Origin of the sequence: Marinobacter salsuginis, assembly GCF_009617755.1 — a bacterium.
Classification (GTDB): domain Bacteria; phylum Pseudomonadota; class Gammaproteobacteria; order Pseudomonadales; family Oleiphilaceae; genus Marinobacter; species Marinobacter salsuginis.
On sequence record NZ_BGZH01000002.1, the window covers coordinates 47,145 to 62,339 of the forward strand.

The 15,195-nt window shown below is 56.3% G+C and carries 12 protein-coding genes; 5 read left to right on the forward strand and 7 right to left on the reverse strand.

Translation table 11 applies throughout. The features are described from left to right. Window positions 1–187: 187 nt before the first annotated feature. The gene (locus GJU83_RS11500; protein ID WP_069184873.1) at window positions 188–853 is read left to right on the forward strand and encodes a hypothetical protein; all 666 of its coding nucleotides are present in this window, start codon (window positions 188–190) and stop codon (window positions 851–853) included. A 13-nt stretch (window positions 854–866) separates the two neighbouring features. Here GJU83_RS11500 and GJU83_RS11505 read toward each other — a convergent pair whose 3' ends face one another. Further along, window positions 867–1,490: an L-threonylcarbamoyladenylate synthase gene (locus GJU83_RS11505; RefSeq protein ID WP_069184874.1), complete on the reverse strand. Its 624-nt coding sequence runs from the start codon at window positions 1,488–1,490 to the stop codon at window positions 867–869. After that, complete coding sequence (locus GJU83_RS11510) at window positions 1,487–1,843, reverse strand: BolA family protein (RefSeq protein WP_069184875.1); 357 nt, start codon at window positions 1,841–1,843, stop codon at window positions 1,487–1,489. Before GJU83_RS11510 ends, GJU83_RS11505 begins: the two co-directional genes overlap by 4 nt. 276 nt (window positions 1,844–2,119) lie before the next feature. Between GJU83_RS11510 and GJU83_RS11515 the strand changes: the two genes are divergently transcribed. The 4 genes from GJU83_RS11515 (at window position 2,120) to GJU83_RS11530 (ending at window position 9,380) form a co-directional block, all read left to right on the forward strand. Next, on the forward strand, window positions 2,120–4,303 hold the full coding sequence (locus GJU83_RS11515; RefSeq protein WP_153634448.1) for a DNA topoisomerase III: 2,184 nt from the start codon (window positions 2,120–2,122) through the stop codon (window positions 4,301–4,303). Window positions 4,304–4,414: 111 nt separating this feature from the next. After that, complete coding sequence (locus tag GJU83_RS11520) at window positions 4,415–5,149, forward strand: response regulator transcription factor (RefSeq protein ID WP_153634449.1); 735 nt, start codon at window positions 4,415–4,417, stop codon at window positions 5,147–5,149. Beyond that, window positions 5,142–6,779, forward strand: a complete 1,638-nt coding sequence (locus GJU83_RS11525) for a FecR family protein (protein WP_069184942.1) — start codon at window positions 5,142–5,144, stop codon at window positions 6,777–6,779. The genes GJU83_RS11520 and GJU83_RS11525 overlap by 8 nt, the downstream gene beginning before the upstream one ends. A 33-nt stretch (window positions 6,780–6,812) precedes the next feature. Beyond that, window positions 6,813–9,380 (forward strand): CHASE2 domain-containing protein, encoded by a 2,568-nt coding sequence (locus GJU83_RS11530; protein ID WP_069184878.1) that lies wholly within the window; start codon window positions 6,813–6,815, stop codon window positions 9,378–9,380. Between the two features lie 31 nt (window positions 9,381–9,411). Here GJU83_RS11530 and GJU83_RS19080 read toward each other — a convergent pair whose 3' ends face one another. From GJU83_RS19080 to lhpI, 5 genes are all read right to left on the reverse strand, one after another. Beyond that, window positions 9,412–9,876 (reverse strand): fibronectin type III domain-containing protein, encoded by a 465-nt coding sequence (locus GJU83_RS19080; RefSeq protein ID WP_227514606.1) that lies wholly within the window; start codon window positions 9,874–9,876, stop codon window positions 9,412–9,414. 318 nt (window positions 9,877–10,194) lie between these two features. Next, on the reverse strand, window positions 10,195–11,454 hold the full coding sequence (locus tag GJU83_RS11540) for a TRAP transporter large permease (RefSeq protein WP_069184879.1): 1,260 nt from the start codon (window positions 11,452–11,454) through the stop codon (window positions 10,195–10,197). After that, window positions 11,451–11,996, reverse strand: a complete 546-nt coding sequence (locus tag GJU83_RS11545) for a TRAP transporter small permease (RefSeq protein WP_069184880.1) — start codon at window positions 11,994–11,996, stop codon at window positions 11,451–11,453. Before GJU83_RS11545 ends, GJU83_RS11540 begins: the two co-directional genes overlap by 4 nt. 15 nt (window positions 11,997–12,011) lie before the next feature. Continuing rightward, window positions 12,012–12,995, reverse strand: coding sequence for a TRAP transporter substrate-binding protein (locus GJU83_RS11550; protein WP_069184881.1), 984 nt, complete (start codon window positions 12,993–12,995; stop codon window positions 12,012–12,014). A 1,241-nt stretch (window positions 12,996–14,236) separates the two neighbouring features. Continuing rightward, window positions 14,237–15,190, reverse strand: a complete 954-nt coding sequence (gene lhpI / locus GJU83_RS11555) for a bifunctional Delta(1)-pyrroline-2-carboxylate/Delta(1)-piperideine-2-carboxylate reductase (RefSeq protein ID WP_069184882.1) — start codon at window positions 15,188–15,190, stop codon at window positions 14,237–14,239. Window positions 15,191–15,195 lie beyond the last annotated feature (5 nt).

Here is a 15,195-nt window from a genome sequence, read left to right on the forward strand (position 1 = left end):
GTCAATTATTTCCTGACCCAGATCAGATCCGGGAAAGGTCATTTGCATAACAAGAGAGGGGAGCCCTCAGGCAGGGACTTGATGGAGTTGGCCTGAAAGCTGCAGAGCTAGATAACGAGTATCCGTTATGTCCAACGCAGACTGTTCGGAAACCGCATTACGGTTCACCGAAGGAGGAATCCCATCCATGTCCCTACTGACCTCTCTGATCCGGGCAAGCACCCAGTTCCAGCAGGCCATGGAAAAGCGCCAGACGCCCTCAACAGCTCCGGAAGCCGCGACTGGCAAGGCCCAGCCCAAAGCTGTAGAAGCCGAACCGACATCTGGCGATGACCGTTTCACGCCCTCTGACAGCAGCGAGACTGATCTCTCACGCCTGAAAGCGCGGCGGCTGGCAATGGCAGACTACAAGCAAACGGTGGGGCAGGATCTTGCCTTCATTCGCGAGACACTGCGGCACAAACTTGCCGAATACAATTTACACCCCGCAACTGCTTTGAACGTGAGCAAAAACGAAAACGGCAGCGTTACGGTAGAGGGGAAAATTGCGGACAACACCCGTGCCCAGATTGAAAAAGACCTGAACGTGAACAAGAACTTCAAGGAAGCGTTCAATCGCCTGAGCGTCACCGAGCCGACCCTGCATTTCATGGATAATGCGCTCAAGTTGAACCAGGCCTACGGCGTGAACAACCCGTTACTGGACACATTGATCAGCGAGAACCAGCAGTTCAATGGCCTGCAGGATCTGGTACACCGTTACGACACCATGCGGCGCTCGGTGAGTGCTGAGCAAATGGAAGCTGCGGGAAATAGCCGGGCGTACGCCTTTAATTTGAACGCCCGGGCATAATCTAGAAGGGAGATCAGACCTCAAACGGCGCTGGATCTCCCTTGCCAACTCGGGTAACCACCGGAGCCTCGCCAGTAAAGTCCACCACCGTAGTCGCTTCCATACCGCAAAAACCACCGTCGATAATCAGATCCAGCTCATGCTCCAGGGTTTCCCGGATGTCATAGGGGTCTGTCATCGGATCGGTTTCTCCGGGCAGGATCAGGGTGCTGCTCATGATTGGCTCACCAAGTTCACCCAGCAGCTCCTGAACAATCGCATTATCCGGCACCCTTACGCCCACCGAGCGGCGTTTCGGATGCAGCAGCCGCCGGGGCACTTCACTGGTGGCATCCAGAATGAACGTGTAGGGGCCGGGCGTGAAATTCTTCAGCAACCGGTACTGGGTATTATCCACCTTCGCGTACACCCCGATGTCCGACAGATCCCGGCATACCAGGGTGAAGTTATGCTTGTCGTCCAGCCTGCGAATCCGCTTGATCCGATCCGCTGCCTGCTTATCGCCCAGGTGGCAGCCGATGGCATAGGCGGAATCCGTGGGATACACAATCACCCCGCCACGACGCAGAATATCCACCGCCTGATTGATCAGACGCTTCTGCGGCGTCTCCGGATGAATCTGGAAAAACTGACTCATGAACCCTCTCCCTGAGCGGTCCGCGCCGCCATCACCGGATCCTTCTTGGACCCACCCATACAATTCGGAGACTCCGGCGCAGTGTGACCGGTCGCCTCCCACTCTTCCGGTGAGTATAGATGCAACGCCAACGCATGAACCGGACCCGCCAACTCTTCGGCGAGCACCTTGTAAATCGCCTGATGCCGCCGCACCTTCATCTGCCCCTCAAACTCCGGCGAAACCAGGGTCACCTTGAAATGGGTTTCAGAATTCGGCGGCACACTGTGCTTGTGGCTCTCGTTCTCCACCTGAAGCACACGGGCCTCGAAGGCCTCGTTCAGCTTGGTTTCAATTGCGTTCTGGATCTTCATGTTTCAATACTCCTGCCTCCGCATTGGAACTGGAGAGGCGAATGGCACGTTGTCAGAAGCGGGTGTGGCGATGGCTTTCCCAAAAGTGTGCGTTGCCATGGATGGCAACGCCAAGCCCCCAGGGATGGGTTCACGGCGTCTTTTGGGAAAGCCATCGCCACAGCCGCCTCCCCTACACCAACCAGTCTACTACACATACAGCACACACCCGAGAGCCTTGACACTACAGAGCCAAAGCGCCACATTCCCATCCCGATTCCAAAACACCCAAACCCCATGCACCTCTACATCGCCGAAAAACCAAGCCTGGGCCGCGCCATCGCCGCCGCCCTCCCCGGCCCTCACCAGAAAGGCCAGGGCTGGATACGTTGTGGCAACGGCGAAAATGCTGCCACGGTAAGCTGGTGCATTGGCCACCTCCTGGAACCGGCAGAACCGGCGCGCTACAACCCGGCGTGGAAAAAATGGCGCCAGGAAGACCTGCCCATGTTTCCCGACAAATGGGAAGTCATGCCCAAGGACAGCGTGCGCCAGCAACTCAAGGTTTTGGAATCCCTGATTAGACAGGCCCAGATCATTATTCATGCCGGCGACCCGGACCGTGAGGGCCAACTGCTGGTAGACGAGGTTATCCGCTATTTCGGCACCAGAGCACCGGTGCAGCGCATTCTAATCAACGATCTGACCCCAGCGGCCGTATCTCGCGCTATACAGAGCCCCAAAGACAACCGCGATTTCCGTCGACTGTCCCATTCAGCGCTCGCCCGGCAACGGGCAGACTGGTTGTATGGTATCAACCTGACCCGCTTCTACACGCTCAGTTACCAGCAACAAGGGGAGCAAGGCGTCTATTCCGTTGGCCGGGTCCAAACCCCGGTACTTGGCCTTGTGGTTGAGCGTGACAACACCATCGAAAACTTCCAGCCTAAGCCCTATTACCGGATTGAAGCCCGATTCAAGGCTCAGGAAGAGGAAGCCGACCAGCGAAGCTTCACCGCCCGTTGGTTGCCCAACGAACAGTTCCAGAATTATCTGGATGAAGAAAATCGCCTGCTGAATCGGGAAATTGCTGAACAGATTGCCGACAGTGTCCGAAGCCGCCCCGGCACAATCACCGAATCCCGCTTTCGGGATCGGTCCGAAGCGCCACCTTTGCCGTTTTCCCTATCGGCCCTGCAAATCGAAGCAGGCCGACTGTTCCGGATGGGCGCCAAAGAGGTCCTGGATACCGCCCAGAACCTGTACGAGCGCCACCAGCTCATCACCTACCCTCGATCTGATTGCCGGTATCTACCGGAGGGCCATTACGGCCAGCGGGAACAGGTGGTAAGGGCCATTGCCCGGGTCGCACCCGATCTTCAGGAGGCCTGTAGCGGCGCAGATCTCGATCGCCGGACGGCTGCGTGGAACGATAAACAGGTCGACGCCCACCATGCCATTATTCCAACCAGCCGCCCCACGCCCAACGGCAAACTCACTGCAGCAGAAGAAAAAATCTACGGCCTGATCAGCCGGCATTACCTGATGCAATTCGCGCCTGATGCCGTGCACCGGGAAGGCAAACTGACGGTTCGAGTGTCAGAGCACGAATTCCGCGCCACGGAAACCGCCATCCTGGAGCCCGGCTGGAAAGCGCTGGAACTGAAACTCCGGGAAGGGCGCAACGAGCCGGACAAGACGCCCCTGCCGAGGCTGGAAAAAGGCGAGCCGGTATTCTGTGAAGATAGCAGCCTCACTGAACGGAAGACCCAGCCGCCGCAGCATTTTACCGATGCGACCCTGCTATCGGCGATGACCAACATTGCCCGGTTTGTCACCGCTACCGAACTCAGAAAAACCCTGCGGGAAACCGATGGCCTGGGCACCGAGGCAACCCGGGCTTCCATCATCGAAACCCTCTTCAAGCGGGATTACCTATACCGTGACAGTCGACACATCCGGGCTACCGACAAAGCCAAAGCATTGATCGGCGCCCTGCCCAAATCGGTCAGCAAACCGGATCGCACAGCAGTATGGGAAGCCAATCTGGAAAGCATTCGCCGCGGAGAGGGTGACCCGAGGCAGTTCCTGGAAACCCTGAAAGATGAAATACGCGCCTTTCTGGACAAACCCCAGGGCCAGCCCGCCCAGGACTGCGAGCATGCCGGGACAGAATCAGCCGAGGCCCGGCCCCATTGCCCTAAATGCCGTGCCCCAATGACGGAGCGGGACGGCAAGTTCGGCCGATTCTATGCCTGCACCCGCTACCCCGATTGCCGGGGTACCCGACCACTGGAAGAAGCCGCACCCCAGGATGGTACTGGCCAAAAACCCATTCCCTGCCCCCATTGTTTCTCGCCCCTGGTGCGGCGAAAGGGCAAAAAAGGCTGGTTCTGGGGCTGCAGTAATTTCCCGGGCTGCCGACAAACACTGGACGACGACAACGGAAAGCCTGCAGTCCGTTTACGCAAGTCTACATAACGATACTGAAGGCAGATCCACATTTTGTGATAATTGGTTGATATAGCAGAGTAGTCCGTCAAGCGCTCTGCTCCATAACAGGCAAGAGAGCAACACTCCGGGAGAGGCTTAATGCGTATTGCTTTGCTTGAAGATGAAACCGAACAGGCACAGCACATCCTGTCAATTCTGTCTGAGCGCGGGCATCACTGCGATAGCTTCCCTACCGGCCAAAATTTCCTGAGCGCAGTTCTGCATCGTAGCTACGACCTGCTTATTCTGGATTGGCAGATTCCGGATATGACTGGCATCGACGTTCTGGAGAGCGTCCGGGCCCAGCTCAACTGGCCAATTCCCGTGGTTTTCCTCACCCAACGGGACAGCGAGGCAGACATCGTTCGCGCCCTCGATGCCGGCGCCGACGATTACCTGGCAAAACCCGCCCGGGCTGCGGAACTGGTCGCGCGCATCAACGCCCTGGCGAGACGGTCCAATCCTGACAGCGAGAAGGAGGTGCTTCGCTACGGCCCGTTCGAAATCAATACGCAGCAGCGAGTCATTGCGCTTCATGGTGAAGAGCTCACGCTGACCGACAAGGATTTCGACCTGACCCTGTTCCTGTTCCAGAACCAGGGGCGTCTGCTGACCCGGGAAATGCTGCTCGAGCGTGTCTGGGGGCTGGCCAGGGACATCAATACCCGCACTGTGGATACACACATGAGCCGCCTTCGCCGTCGCCTGGGGCTCAATCCCGAAAATGGTTTCCGCATCAAGACGATTTACCAGCGCGGTTACCGCCTGGAGGCCATGAAGGCACAGGATCAGGCGTTTGATGATCAAGAACCCGCCAGGGCCGCCAATGACTGAAAGCCCGGCTCCGCGATTGCCCGTACTGCTGCTGATACTCGCTCTGCTCGCTTGCGCCGCTCCCACGGCTGCGGAGCTGTCGGTGACTCGCGGTTCTGCCGGCCATTCCGACGCATCTCCCGCCAACACAGTGCCTGAGTGGATCTACACGTTACGGCCTGGCGAGAGTTTTTCGGAAGTGGCCAGCGATCTTTTAGCGCCGAACTTTCCAGCAAGTCGCCTTTTGCAGTACAACAAGATTGAAAACGGTGCCACGCTCGGTGCCGGCGACAGTGTTCGCATTCCTCTTGCCTGGTTGAAACGCCAACCACAACCTGCACGGGCAACCTCGGTCACCGGAACTGTACAACTGATTTCCGGAAACTCGGGTCGAAAAACGCCGCTCAGTGAAGATGCCCTGATCCGCGTCGGTGACGAAATTCTATCAGCGTCCGGAACCGCCACTATTGAACTGGCAGACGGCTCGGAAGTCCGGATTTCTCCGAATTCACGGCTGATCTTCAATCGCCTGACCCAATATGGCAAAGCCGGCATGGTGGATACCCGGCTGCGACTGGACAGGGGCGAGATCCACACCCGCGTAAAACCAGTGATGGAGGGCGGCGCCCGATTCGAGATTGAAACGCCATCCGCCGTCGCCGCTGTGCGCGGGACCGCATTTGCACTTCAGACATCCGCAGAGGGTACTCGCCTGCAGGTAACCGAGGGAAATGTTGACTTCGGAGCACCCGGCAAGACCCGCCGCATTCCTGCGGGCTTCGGTGCCAGCCTGTCCACCGCGGGCAATGATGGCCTCAGCATTCGACGCCTGCCACCAGCGCCTGCCCTTGACCCACTTCCACCAAAATTGACCCAACTGCCGGCTACGATGACCTGGCAGGAAAGCCGTGCCCCCATGCATCGCGTGGATATTTTCGAAAGTGACACCGGCCGCTGGGTGGAAAGCCGCAAACTCACTGGCAGCAGCTTTGATATCGGCCGGCTGGATAACGGCAGCTATGAAGTGCACCTGGCGGCCCTCGATGCTCGCGGAACCGCCGGCATGCCTCGTGTAATTCCGGTGGAGGTCGATCTTCAGGCAAGAACCGCCAGCCTTTTGTCTCCCGCCGATGGAGACACGGTAAACGATGATATGCCCGAGTTTCGCTGGCAGTTGAACGGCGACAATGAAGTGGCTCGAGTGGAAGTTGCCGAGGACCGGGATTTCCGGAACGTTATCGCCACCAGCGAATGGGCGCCGGAAACTGCAGCGCTGCCTTCACGCCCGCTGGGGCCCGGCAAATACTACTGGCGGGTGGTTACCGAGGCAGGCGGCAACTCCGTCGCTACCACCGAGCCGCGAGAGCTTGTGGTCAATGGCAGCCTGCCCCCAGTGCGAATCATCAGTGTGAACTACATCGACAGCCAGGTCAGGGTCTTCTGGGAGAAGGTGGACACAGCCACTGACTATCGCCTACAGCTGTCGGAAGAGCCCGGTTTCAACAACATCATCAAGGAAGCAACGCTGTCTGACACCACCGCAGCCTTGCGTCTTATTCCCGGAAGGCGGTATTTTGTGCGCCTGAAAGCTCTTTCTGATGGTCCTTTGCAAAGCCGCTGGGGACCTGGGAGGGAATTGTACCTGGAATAATCCGTTGATCGAACGAAACACACAGCAGGGCTCATGAACCGGGATTGGCTGCCAATTAAAACGACCCCCTGGACTCTGGGCCTGATACTGCTGGCGCTCCTTCTGCTCATCCAGACCACGGATTTGCCCCAGCGCCTTGATTTCTTGCTCTACGATCAGGCCATTACTTCAAATCCTGTAAATGCCTCGGACGAGGTAGTACTGGTAACCATTGATGAGCTGAGTCTGAACCGCCTCGGGCGCTGGCCATGGCCTCGCACACTGCACGCAGAGCTTATTGCCAAACTTGAGCAGGCAGGCGCCAAAACCATTGTCTTCGATATTCTGTTTGCAGAACCGTCACCCGATGACCAGCAACTGGCAGAACAGATGCGCAGCCATGGCAACGTCATCCTGCCGGTCTATCTGTCTCCCCCCACATCCCAGTACCTGTTGAGCGAACAATTGCCGGTTGGACAACTGGCTTCAGCGGCCAAGGGGCTGGGCCACGCTCACGTGGAACTGGACAGCGACGGCGTTGCGCGTGGTCTCTACCTGTTTAATGGCCTGGGTCGTCAGCTCTGGCCGAGCCTAGCGCTGGCCGCTAGCGGGATAGGGCCACAAAATTCGGGGACGGAAGAGGCCCTTCCCTATGTCAATGTTCGCGATCAGTATCGGGCCATCCCCTTGATCGGTGGTGCCGGCTCCCTGCAGTCGTACTCCTTTGCAGAGGTTATTACACAACCGCCAGCCCCTGAACGTTTCAGAGGCAAAACCGTCTTTGTCGGCGCCACAGCCGCAGGTTTCGGAGACATACTGCCAACACCTTTCTCAGGCCTGAGTCGACCTATGGCCGGTGTTGAATTTCACGCCAACGTGTTCTCCGCCAGAACCCAGGGGCTGTTGATTCGCCCGGCACCGGAATGGGCTTCGGCCCTTCTGTCTTTAACAACCATTCTGATCCTCGCGCTCGCCCTGCCTCCGATGCGCCCGGCACGCACTCTGCTCGCCTGCGCAGCGGCTCTGGTCGGACTGGTCGGTCTCTATCTGTTCATGCTTCTGGCGCTGAAATGGTGGATTCCCCTGGCGAACGCTTTGCTGGTGCCGCTCCTGGCCTTTCCAGTCTCAAGCGGCCTCAGGCTCGCCATGACCAATCGTTTTCTTAACCGGCAATTGGACGACCTTGCCAGAAGCCCGCAAGTTGCCCTGCCCGCACCCTCGGGAAGAAACCCAACGCAACTTCTGGAGCACTTTCAAGCCCTCTTCCGGCCCACTGGCTGGCTTTTACTCAAGGAGAACGAGGTTCTTTCCGCCCGCGGATTGTCCCTGGCCGATGTTCCCTCTGATCTGACCCCCGGCCACTGGTTCCACGACAGCAACCGCAGCTGGATTCAGCTATTGCGCGCCGGTACCCGCTATCACCTGGGCCTGATGCTGCCCAATGATCTCGGCCGCGAAGCTGTCCAGCGCTACTTGCGCAGACTTCATCTGGAGCAGCCTGCACTGGCGGATTCAACCGCAAGACCCAGCGAAAATATCTCAGCGCGAATTGAGCGGGTGCGTATCGCCACGGATCGGCTGAATCACATGCAACAATTTATTCGCAGAAGCTTCGAGCGCATGCCCGACGGTATCATTGTTACCGACGAACTGGGCGTTATCCGCTTTGCCAACGGCCATATTGAAGAGTGGTTCCGCGAACCCATGCCGAGCCTTGCAGGCCTGCCCCTGGTCAGGTTGCTCGAAGGACATGACCCTCGGGAAACGCCGCCTTGGCACGAAACGGTTTCCGATACCCTGACACTGCAACAGAGCCGAACCGTGGATCTGAGAATTCGCGACAAGGATTTTCTGATTCATTTCGCGCCGTTTTCACTGCCCGACACTGACCAACAAGGCATCATTGCCAACATTTCGGACATTTCGGAACTGCGGGAACAGCAGCGCCAGCACCGCGAAGCCATCGACTTTATTTCCCACGACGTACGTTCGCCACTGGTTTCACAGCTTGCCCTGATCGAACAGTTGAAACGAGACCCTAGCCACATTGAACAGGAACAACTGGACCAGCTGGGACGGCTGGCCCGACGAAGCTATCACCTGGCGGAGGAGTTCGTACAACTGGCACGAGCCGAACAGCTGACAGAAACCCGGTTCTACGAATGCGAGTTTCTGGCCATCGTGGAGAATGCCCGTGATAGCGTCAGCGAACAGGCCATCGAGAAGCAGATACAGCTCCAGCTTCAGGGCACCGAAGATCTTTGGCTGAAAGGCAACGCGGAGCTTCTGGAGCGGGCCGTTATCAACCTGCTCACCAATGCGGTTCAATACAGCCCGAGTGGATCCGACGTCAGCATTCAGGTCTTCCGCGCCGGTCACCAGGCCTGTTTGACGATCGCGGACGAAGGCACAGGCATCGATCCGGAAGAACTGCCGCACCTGTTTGACCGCTACCGTCGGCAGAAGAGCTCGGAATTGGCCGGAGTACACGGTACCGGGCTGGGGCTTTCGTTCGTAAAGACCGTCGTGGAAAAACACAGGGGAGAGATATCGGTGTCATCGACACCGGGTGAAGGTTCTGCCTTCACCTTGAAACTTCCAATTGCAGATCCGCTGGCCTGAGACTTCAAACTTCAGGCCGGGAATCCCCGCCTCAGGACCGGATAGACTTGCTTACAACATCGGAGGGCTCACTGATCAGCCCGTTGGTATCCTGAACCTGAATGGTGAAATACCAGGTACCCACGTCCAGCCCGCTTACTTCGTAGGACATTTCCGCCTCGGCCTGAGCATTGATAACGACAACCTCTTCGCTCAGCTCTTCGGCATCCTGCCCGTAACGAATCACATATTTGTCGAGCTCGCCCATCGGAATGCTCTCGCCATTCACGCGAGTAAGCGGCGCGCTCCAGCTCAGCACTGCGGAACGCTCAGGAGATGGATCCTGACCACCAACGTTGCCGCCATCAGTCGGATTACCTGAACCAACCGAACCGCCGGAATCGCCCGGTGATGCAGTGCCAGCACTACCCGATGAACCACCCCCACAGCCTGTGAGAAGTGCTCCCAGAATAAACGCGGCAATCCATGCCTGTGACACTTTGATGACGCGTTTCATATGCAATTAACACCAATATATCGTCGACTTTGTAAAATTGTATAAAACGTGGACGATTATCGATGTGATGACGGTCATTTTCCTAATTACGAAAATGTCAATTTCCCGTCAGGGAATGGTAATAAAGAGGGGAAATCACTGACTAGCAAGGCAAAAATTTGCCCGGAAAGGGCGATAGCGGCGTGAGCTACTGGAAAAAAGTCTAAGCAGGGAAAGATAAGCAGGGAAAGAAATGAAGGAAGGTATATAGCATACCTCGAAATGACTGGAGACCATACTCAACTGCGAGAGCGTGCCTCTATGTAAATCAGGTGCTACCTACAACAACGCCAGCACCAACCCCTCTTCCCAACTGATCAACACCAGCGTCAGAATAGTTGCCAGAAGGAACGGAAGCAAAGCCCGGAAAATAGCCATCGGCGATGCGCCGGTCATGGCGGAACAAATATAAAGGCCCGCACCAACCGGTGGCGTAAGCAAGCCAAGAACCAAAGTCAGGCACACCACCACGCCGAACTGGTAAGCGCTGATGCCGAACTGAGCTTCCGCTATGGGCATTAGGATCGGCACGACCAATATCAGTGCGGCAATGCCATCGATCACCATGCCCACCAGCAGCAGGATACCCACGACCAGCATCAGAAACATGAAAGGGTCTGTGGTTTGTGCGGCGATCCAGCTGGCCGCGCTTTGCGGGATCTTTTCGAAGATGATCACCCAGCCGAATACGCCGGCCGCGGCAATCAGCATGATGACCATGCCGGAATTGAAGGCGGTCCGCCTCAGAACTCCGAAAAGGTTTTTGTATTTGAGGTCTCTATAAACATATTTGCCAATCACCAGCGCACCCATTGAAGCCAGCGCGGCTGATTCTGTGGGCGTGGCCAGCCCGGTGAGGATGCCGCCGATGATGATCAGCGGGATAAGCGCCGCCGGGATGCCCATCAGGAAATACTGTTTAGCCTGCTGGCGCGTTGGCCAGCTCCCTTTCGGATACTGGTATTTCAGGCCGAGCAGGCTGATAGCGATAAAAAACAGGAAGGACATCACCAGCCCTGGAATAATGCCCGCAATAAACATATCCGCAATCGGTACCTGGGCCAGAACGCCAAACAGCACGAACAGCATGGACGGCGGGATAATGGGCGAGAGCAATCCCCCGGCAGCGGTTATGGCGGCGGCATAAGGCTTTTCGTAACCGTCTTTCTCCATGGCAGGCACCATGGCGCGAGACATCATGGCGATCTGTGAGGCAGCAGAGCCCATAATGGCCGCCATCATCATGTTGGCCACCAGGTTGATATAAGCCATGCCTCCGCGGAACCCACCGACCAGGATGCGCGCCAGGTTCACCAGCCTGCTGGTAAGGCCACCCTCATTCATCAATTCGCCGGCGAGCATGAACAGGGGTATCGCCAGCAGTCCATAGCTCTGGATAGCGCCGAATAGCTGTTGCAAGTAGGAATCCAGCAGCACGGTGTTACCCGAATCGTAGATATACCAGAGCGCCGTCAGTGCCAATACCAGGGAGATCGGCACTGCCAAAAACAACAGAACGGCGAAGACAACCGCGGTCATGTCGTACCCCCGCTCTGTTCGGGGGCGGCCTCGAAACAAAGAAGATTAGCTAAACCATGAATGGTCAACGTAATCGACAGAATCGGCAGCACCATCCACACCCAGAACTTTTTAATGCCCAGGGTGCTGGTGTTCTCCGCGTACATGAAGTTGAAGGTTTCTGCCTGAAAGCTTTCCAGGTCAAACCCCACCTGATATAGCGTGACCGGGTCATACCAGCGCCAGCTGAGCCAGGCCAGAATGCCGCCAAACAGAAGCACCATCAGGTCGCTAATTTTCGCCAGTACGGTTCGGGTTCCACCTTTTACATACTCGGTCAGCAGACCCACGGCAACGCTTTCCCGCCGTTTGAGCAGCACGGATGTCGCGAAGAAAGTCATCCAGATCATGCAGTAGATCGCCAGCTCATCCACCCAGTAGATGGCGTAACCGGCAAAACGAGTGACGATGTTAAGAAGTATCAGCAGGGTCACCGCACCGGCAAGCGATGCGGCGATGACAGCTTCAATGCGTGCGACAAAATCCGAAACAGCTTTAAGCATGGTGCATCGCCCGGATTATTGGGCTTTGATGTCCTCGGCGACGTTGCGCAGGATACCAAGAGACGGGGCTTTCTCAGCCCAGATGTCTTCCCAGGCGGAAATGGCGTCAGCGAATTCACTGCGGTTTGCCTTCCTCACGGTGATATCCAGCTCTCTGAGCTGCTGTTCCTGGTCCTTCTCCTGGGCCACAAACTTGTCCATCACGGCATTCAGGTGAGCTTTCATGGTTTCCTGGATGAGCTGTCTGTCTTCGTTGCCCAGGTCACGCCAGACCTTGCCAGATACCACGCCCACCATGGGGAACATCATGTGGTTGGAAATCAGCAGGTGGTCGGCGCGCTCGTAAAACTTGAGCACCAGGATGGAGTCGAAATCCATGTCGATGGCGTCAACCTGGCCATTCGCCAGCGCGTCATAGACCGCAGGAAGTGGCAACGGCGTGGGTGCCGCGCCGACGGCGTTGTAGAAATCCCGAATGGGCTCGAACGGGGTAATGCGTAGCTTCTTGCCCTCAAGATCGGCAGGACCGGAAACCTCATCCCGGCTGAGCACCTGGCGCATTCCAGCCATGGCATAACCTACACCTACCAGGCCAACGTTGGCCGGCAGTTGGTCCAGAAGTTTGTTAGCTTCGTCGGAGCGTAACAATTCTGCGGCCTGGTCAATGTTGTCGACCAGATAAGGCGCATACAGCGCGCCGAAATCCGGCACCCGGTTGGACACTTCAGCAATGGTTAGGAACGCCATATCCAGTGCGCCCGTTTGCAGCTGCTGAACCATCTGCGCCTCGTTACCCAGCTGCCTGGCCGGGAAAACCGCTACCGAATGCTCTCCTCCGGACTTCTCGTTCAGATCCTGCCCGAACTCGTTGGCTGCCTTGGTCCAGATGTGGGGCGGTGGCGTGATCAAGCCGAGGCGAAAATCGCGGGCCTCAACGGCGGCACTGGACATAACTGCAAAGGATGCAAACGCGGCAAGCAGGCGCTTCATTGAACTCATCGGAGGCTCCATTTATGTTGTTTTATTCATCAAACGATGGTTTCGGAAACTCAGTCCCGAAGCATACCCCAGAACGACGGAATTTTGGACGGGCGATTTCGCTAACAAGTTTTTAATATCGCGACAAAAAAGGCAGACCAGTGACTAACTGATCTGCCTTTTTTGAATTTGGTAGCGGGGGCTGGATTCGAACCAACGACGGTTATGAGGCCGATGATCGTAGGACCCACTAATTGTCCCCATACGCCTAAAATTGTCCTAAAATCATCAGAACGGAATGCGGCGTGCCGAAGGTTGATCGGCGGAGGTTCAAAACTGAAGCTACGGTCGCAAAGCGAACATTCAGATTTTTGGAGCATCTGCACTCAGCAACAGCGGTTGTTTTGGAGGGCCTACCAATATAGATGAGTTCACCACCAGCCTATGGATCAGCGTAATGGAAGAAGGCATTCAGTATCCTTTCTAAGCGAGTCAGCGATGAATCCGGGTCGAACGATACCATTGAAACGACCGGCTAGAAATGCTTCTAGCCGGTCGGCGTTCAGTTCATGGGAATAACCACCGGGCAGATACGAACCGCCAAAGGCCTAAACAAGCTATTTCAAGAGGATCATTTTCGACCGCCACTACCATTCAGAACCAAGTAACAGAAGTAACCAATGACGACGGCCAGAACAGCATCCTCTGGCGCAATCCATACCGCGTCAGACATCTGGACGTATAGCTGCGGGCCAAGGCAGTGGAAAGCGTCTCAACACAGCTGGAAGGAAGACGCACACCATTTTGCAGCAACAGGCTGTCGGCTTGCTGTCGAATACTGGTTTCCCGAGTGGGTAAGACCAAGGCAAATTCTGATAGGCCACTTACAATTGTCTCCAAGGGGCAGCCGGCAAGTGGGTGGCCAGCACGAACCACCAGCCGGAGCGAATCGCCGTAGAGCGATTCGAACTACAACCCGAAAACATGGAGCTGTCGCTCAAGCGGCCAATAACCAGGTCAAGGTCGCCACTGAGTAGCAAGTTCAGCAGATACTTGGCGGGCCCTCCCTCCGCAATGGCTTGGACCAAACCCACGTTTCGTGAGATAGAATCTCAATCTCGACTTGGAATGACAGGACGCCCCAATAAAAAAGAGGCCGAAGCAGAGCTCCGACCTAAAGGAGAATCATTCAATTTACATTGGAGGATAGGAACGACAGACTCATAGTGGAGGGTGCACCTTTGGTATAGCCACGTCCGCCATTAGGCGATCAATTTATTGTAAGCAAGGATCGCCGCCGCAAGATCTTCGATTGATGAACCCACCGCCTTGAATACGGTGATGGCCTTATCACCACCTAACAAGCCTGCCCTACCAGCATGAACGCCTTTGCTAAGATCAATGAAGTCAGCCTCTACGGAGGCTTCGCTGATCGCACCACTCCGGATAGGATCAATTAGGTCTCCTGTCTCCTGAAGCGCCGCCTCTCTGAAGTCGGCAAACACATGAGCTTTCGACATCAAGGTGTCATCGGCCTCACGCATCTTCGGCGTAAAGCTGCCGATTAAGTCGACATGGGTACCTTCTTTAACCCAGTCACCTAGAATCAGCGGGGTTTTGCTCAACGTGGCACAGCTAATGATATCGGCCTGCCCGACGGCTTCTTCCAGTGAGCCCTGATCGACACGCCTTGCGCTGTATCCTTGGCCTTTGAGTTCGGAAACAAACTTTTCTGCGTTGTCTTCTGAGATATTCCATACATCGACGTGTTCGATAGGTCTAATGCTCGCGGTAGCCGGCACCACGTTCCTTGCAACCCGACCGGCACCCACCATCAACAGACGTTTGCTATCAGGCCGAGATAAGTACCTGGTACCAAGTGCCGAGGCAGCGGCGGTGCGCCTGGCAGTGATCACATTGCCATCTAAGCGGGCGAGCAGCTCACCAGTTTCGCCAGAGCTCAATAGGTAATGGCTGGATAGCCCCGGCATGCCCCGGCGGTGATTACCCGGAAACACATTGACTTGCTTAACGCCAATATATTGCCCATCGATCCATGATGGCATCAGTAGCAATGTAGCTTCGTCACTCCCCGGAACATTGATTCCATGATGGTGTCGGATCGGGCAGTTATATTCCTGCTGAAAGATGTCGTTCAGGCTTTCGATTAGCTCTTTCCAGGGCAATAGCTCGACTAGGTTATTGGTCTCAATCATTGAAA

What these genes read in the sequence shown, in the direction of transcription:
- GJU83_RS11545 (WP_069184880.1), bottom strand. Translation starts at nt 11,996, where the DNA reads ATGCTTAAAGCTGTTTCGGATTTTGTCGCACGCATTGAAGCTGTCATC.
- GJU83_RS11515 (WP_153634448.1), top strand. Translation starts at nt 2,120, where the DNA reads ATGCACCTCTACATCGCCGAAAAACCAAGCCTGGGCCGCGCCATCGCC.
- GJU83_RS11500 (WP_069184873.1), top strand. Translation starts at nt 188, where the DNA reads ATGTCCCTACTGACCTCTCTGATCCGGGCAAGCACCCAGTTCCAGCAG.
- GJU83_RS19080 (WP_227514606.1), bottom strand. Translation starts at nt 9,876, where the DNA reads ATGAAACGCGTCATCAAAGTGTCACAGGCATGGATTGCCGCGTTTATT.
- GJU83_RS11505 (WP_069184874.1), bottom strand. Translation starts at nt 1,490, where the DNA reads ATGAGTCAGTTTTTCCAGATTCATCCGGAGACGCCGCAGAAGCGTCTG.
- GJU83_RS11520 (WP_153634449.1), top strand. Translation starts at nt 4,415, where the DNA reads ATGCGTATTGCTTTGCTTGAAGATGAAACCGAACAGGCACAGCACATC.
- lhpI (WP_069184882.1), bottom strand. Translation starts at nt 15,190, where the DNA reads ATGATTGAGACCAATAACCTAGTCGAGCTATTGCCCTGGAAAGAGCTA.
- GJU83_RS11530 (WP_069184878.1), top strand. Translation starts at nt 6,813, where the DNA reads ATGAACCGGGATTGGCTGCCAATTAAAACGACCCCCTGGACTCTGGGC.
- GJU83_RS11540 (WP_069184879.1), bottom strand. Translation starts at nt 11,454, where the DNA reads ATGACCGCGGTTGTCTTCGCCGTTCTGTTGTTTTTGGCAGTGCCGATC.
- GJU83_RS11525 (WP_069184942.1), top strand. Translation starts at nt 5,142, where the DNA reads ATGACTGAAAGCCCGGCTCCGCGATTGCCCGTACTGCTGCTGATACTC.
- GJU83_RS11550 (WP_069184881.1), bottom strand. Translation starts at nt 12,995, where the DNA reads ATGAGTTCAATGAAGCGCCTGCTTGCCGCGTTTGCATCCTTTGCAGTT.
- GJU83_RS11510 (WP_069184875.1), bottom strand. Translation starts at nt 1,843, where the DNA reads ATGAAGATCCAGAACGCAATTGAAACCAAGCTGAACGAGGCCTTCGAG.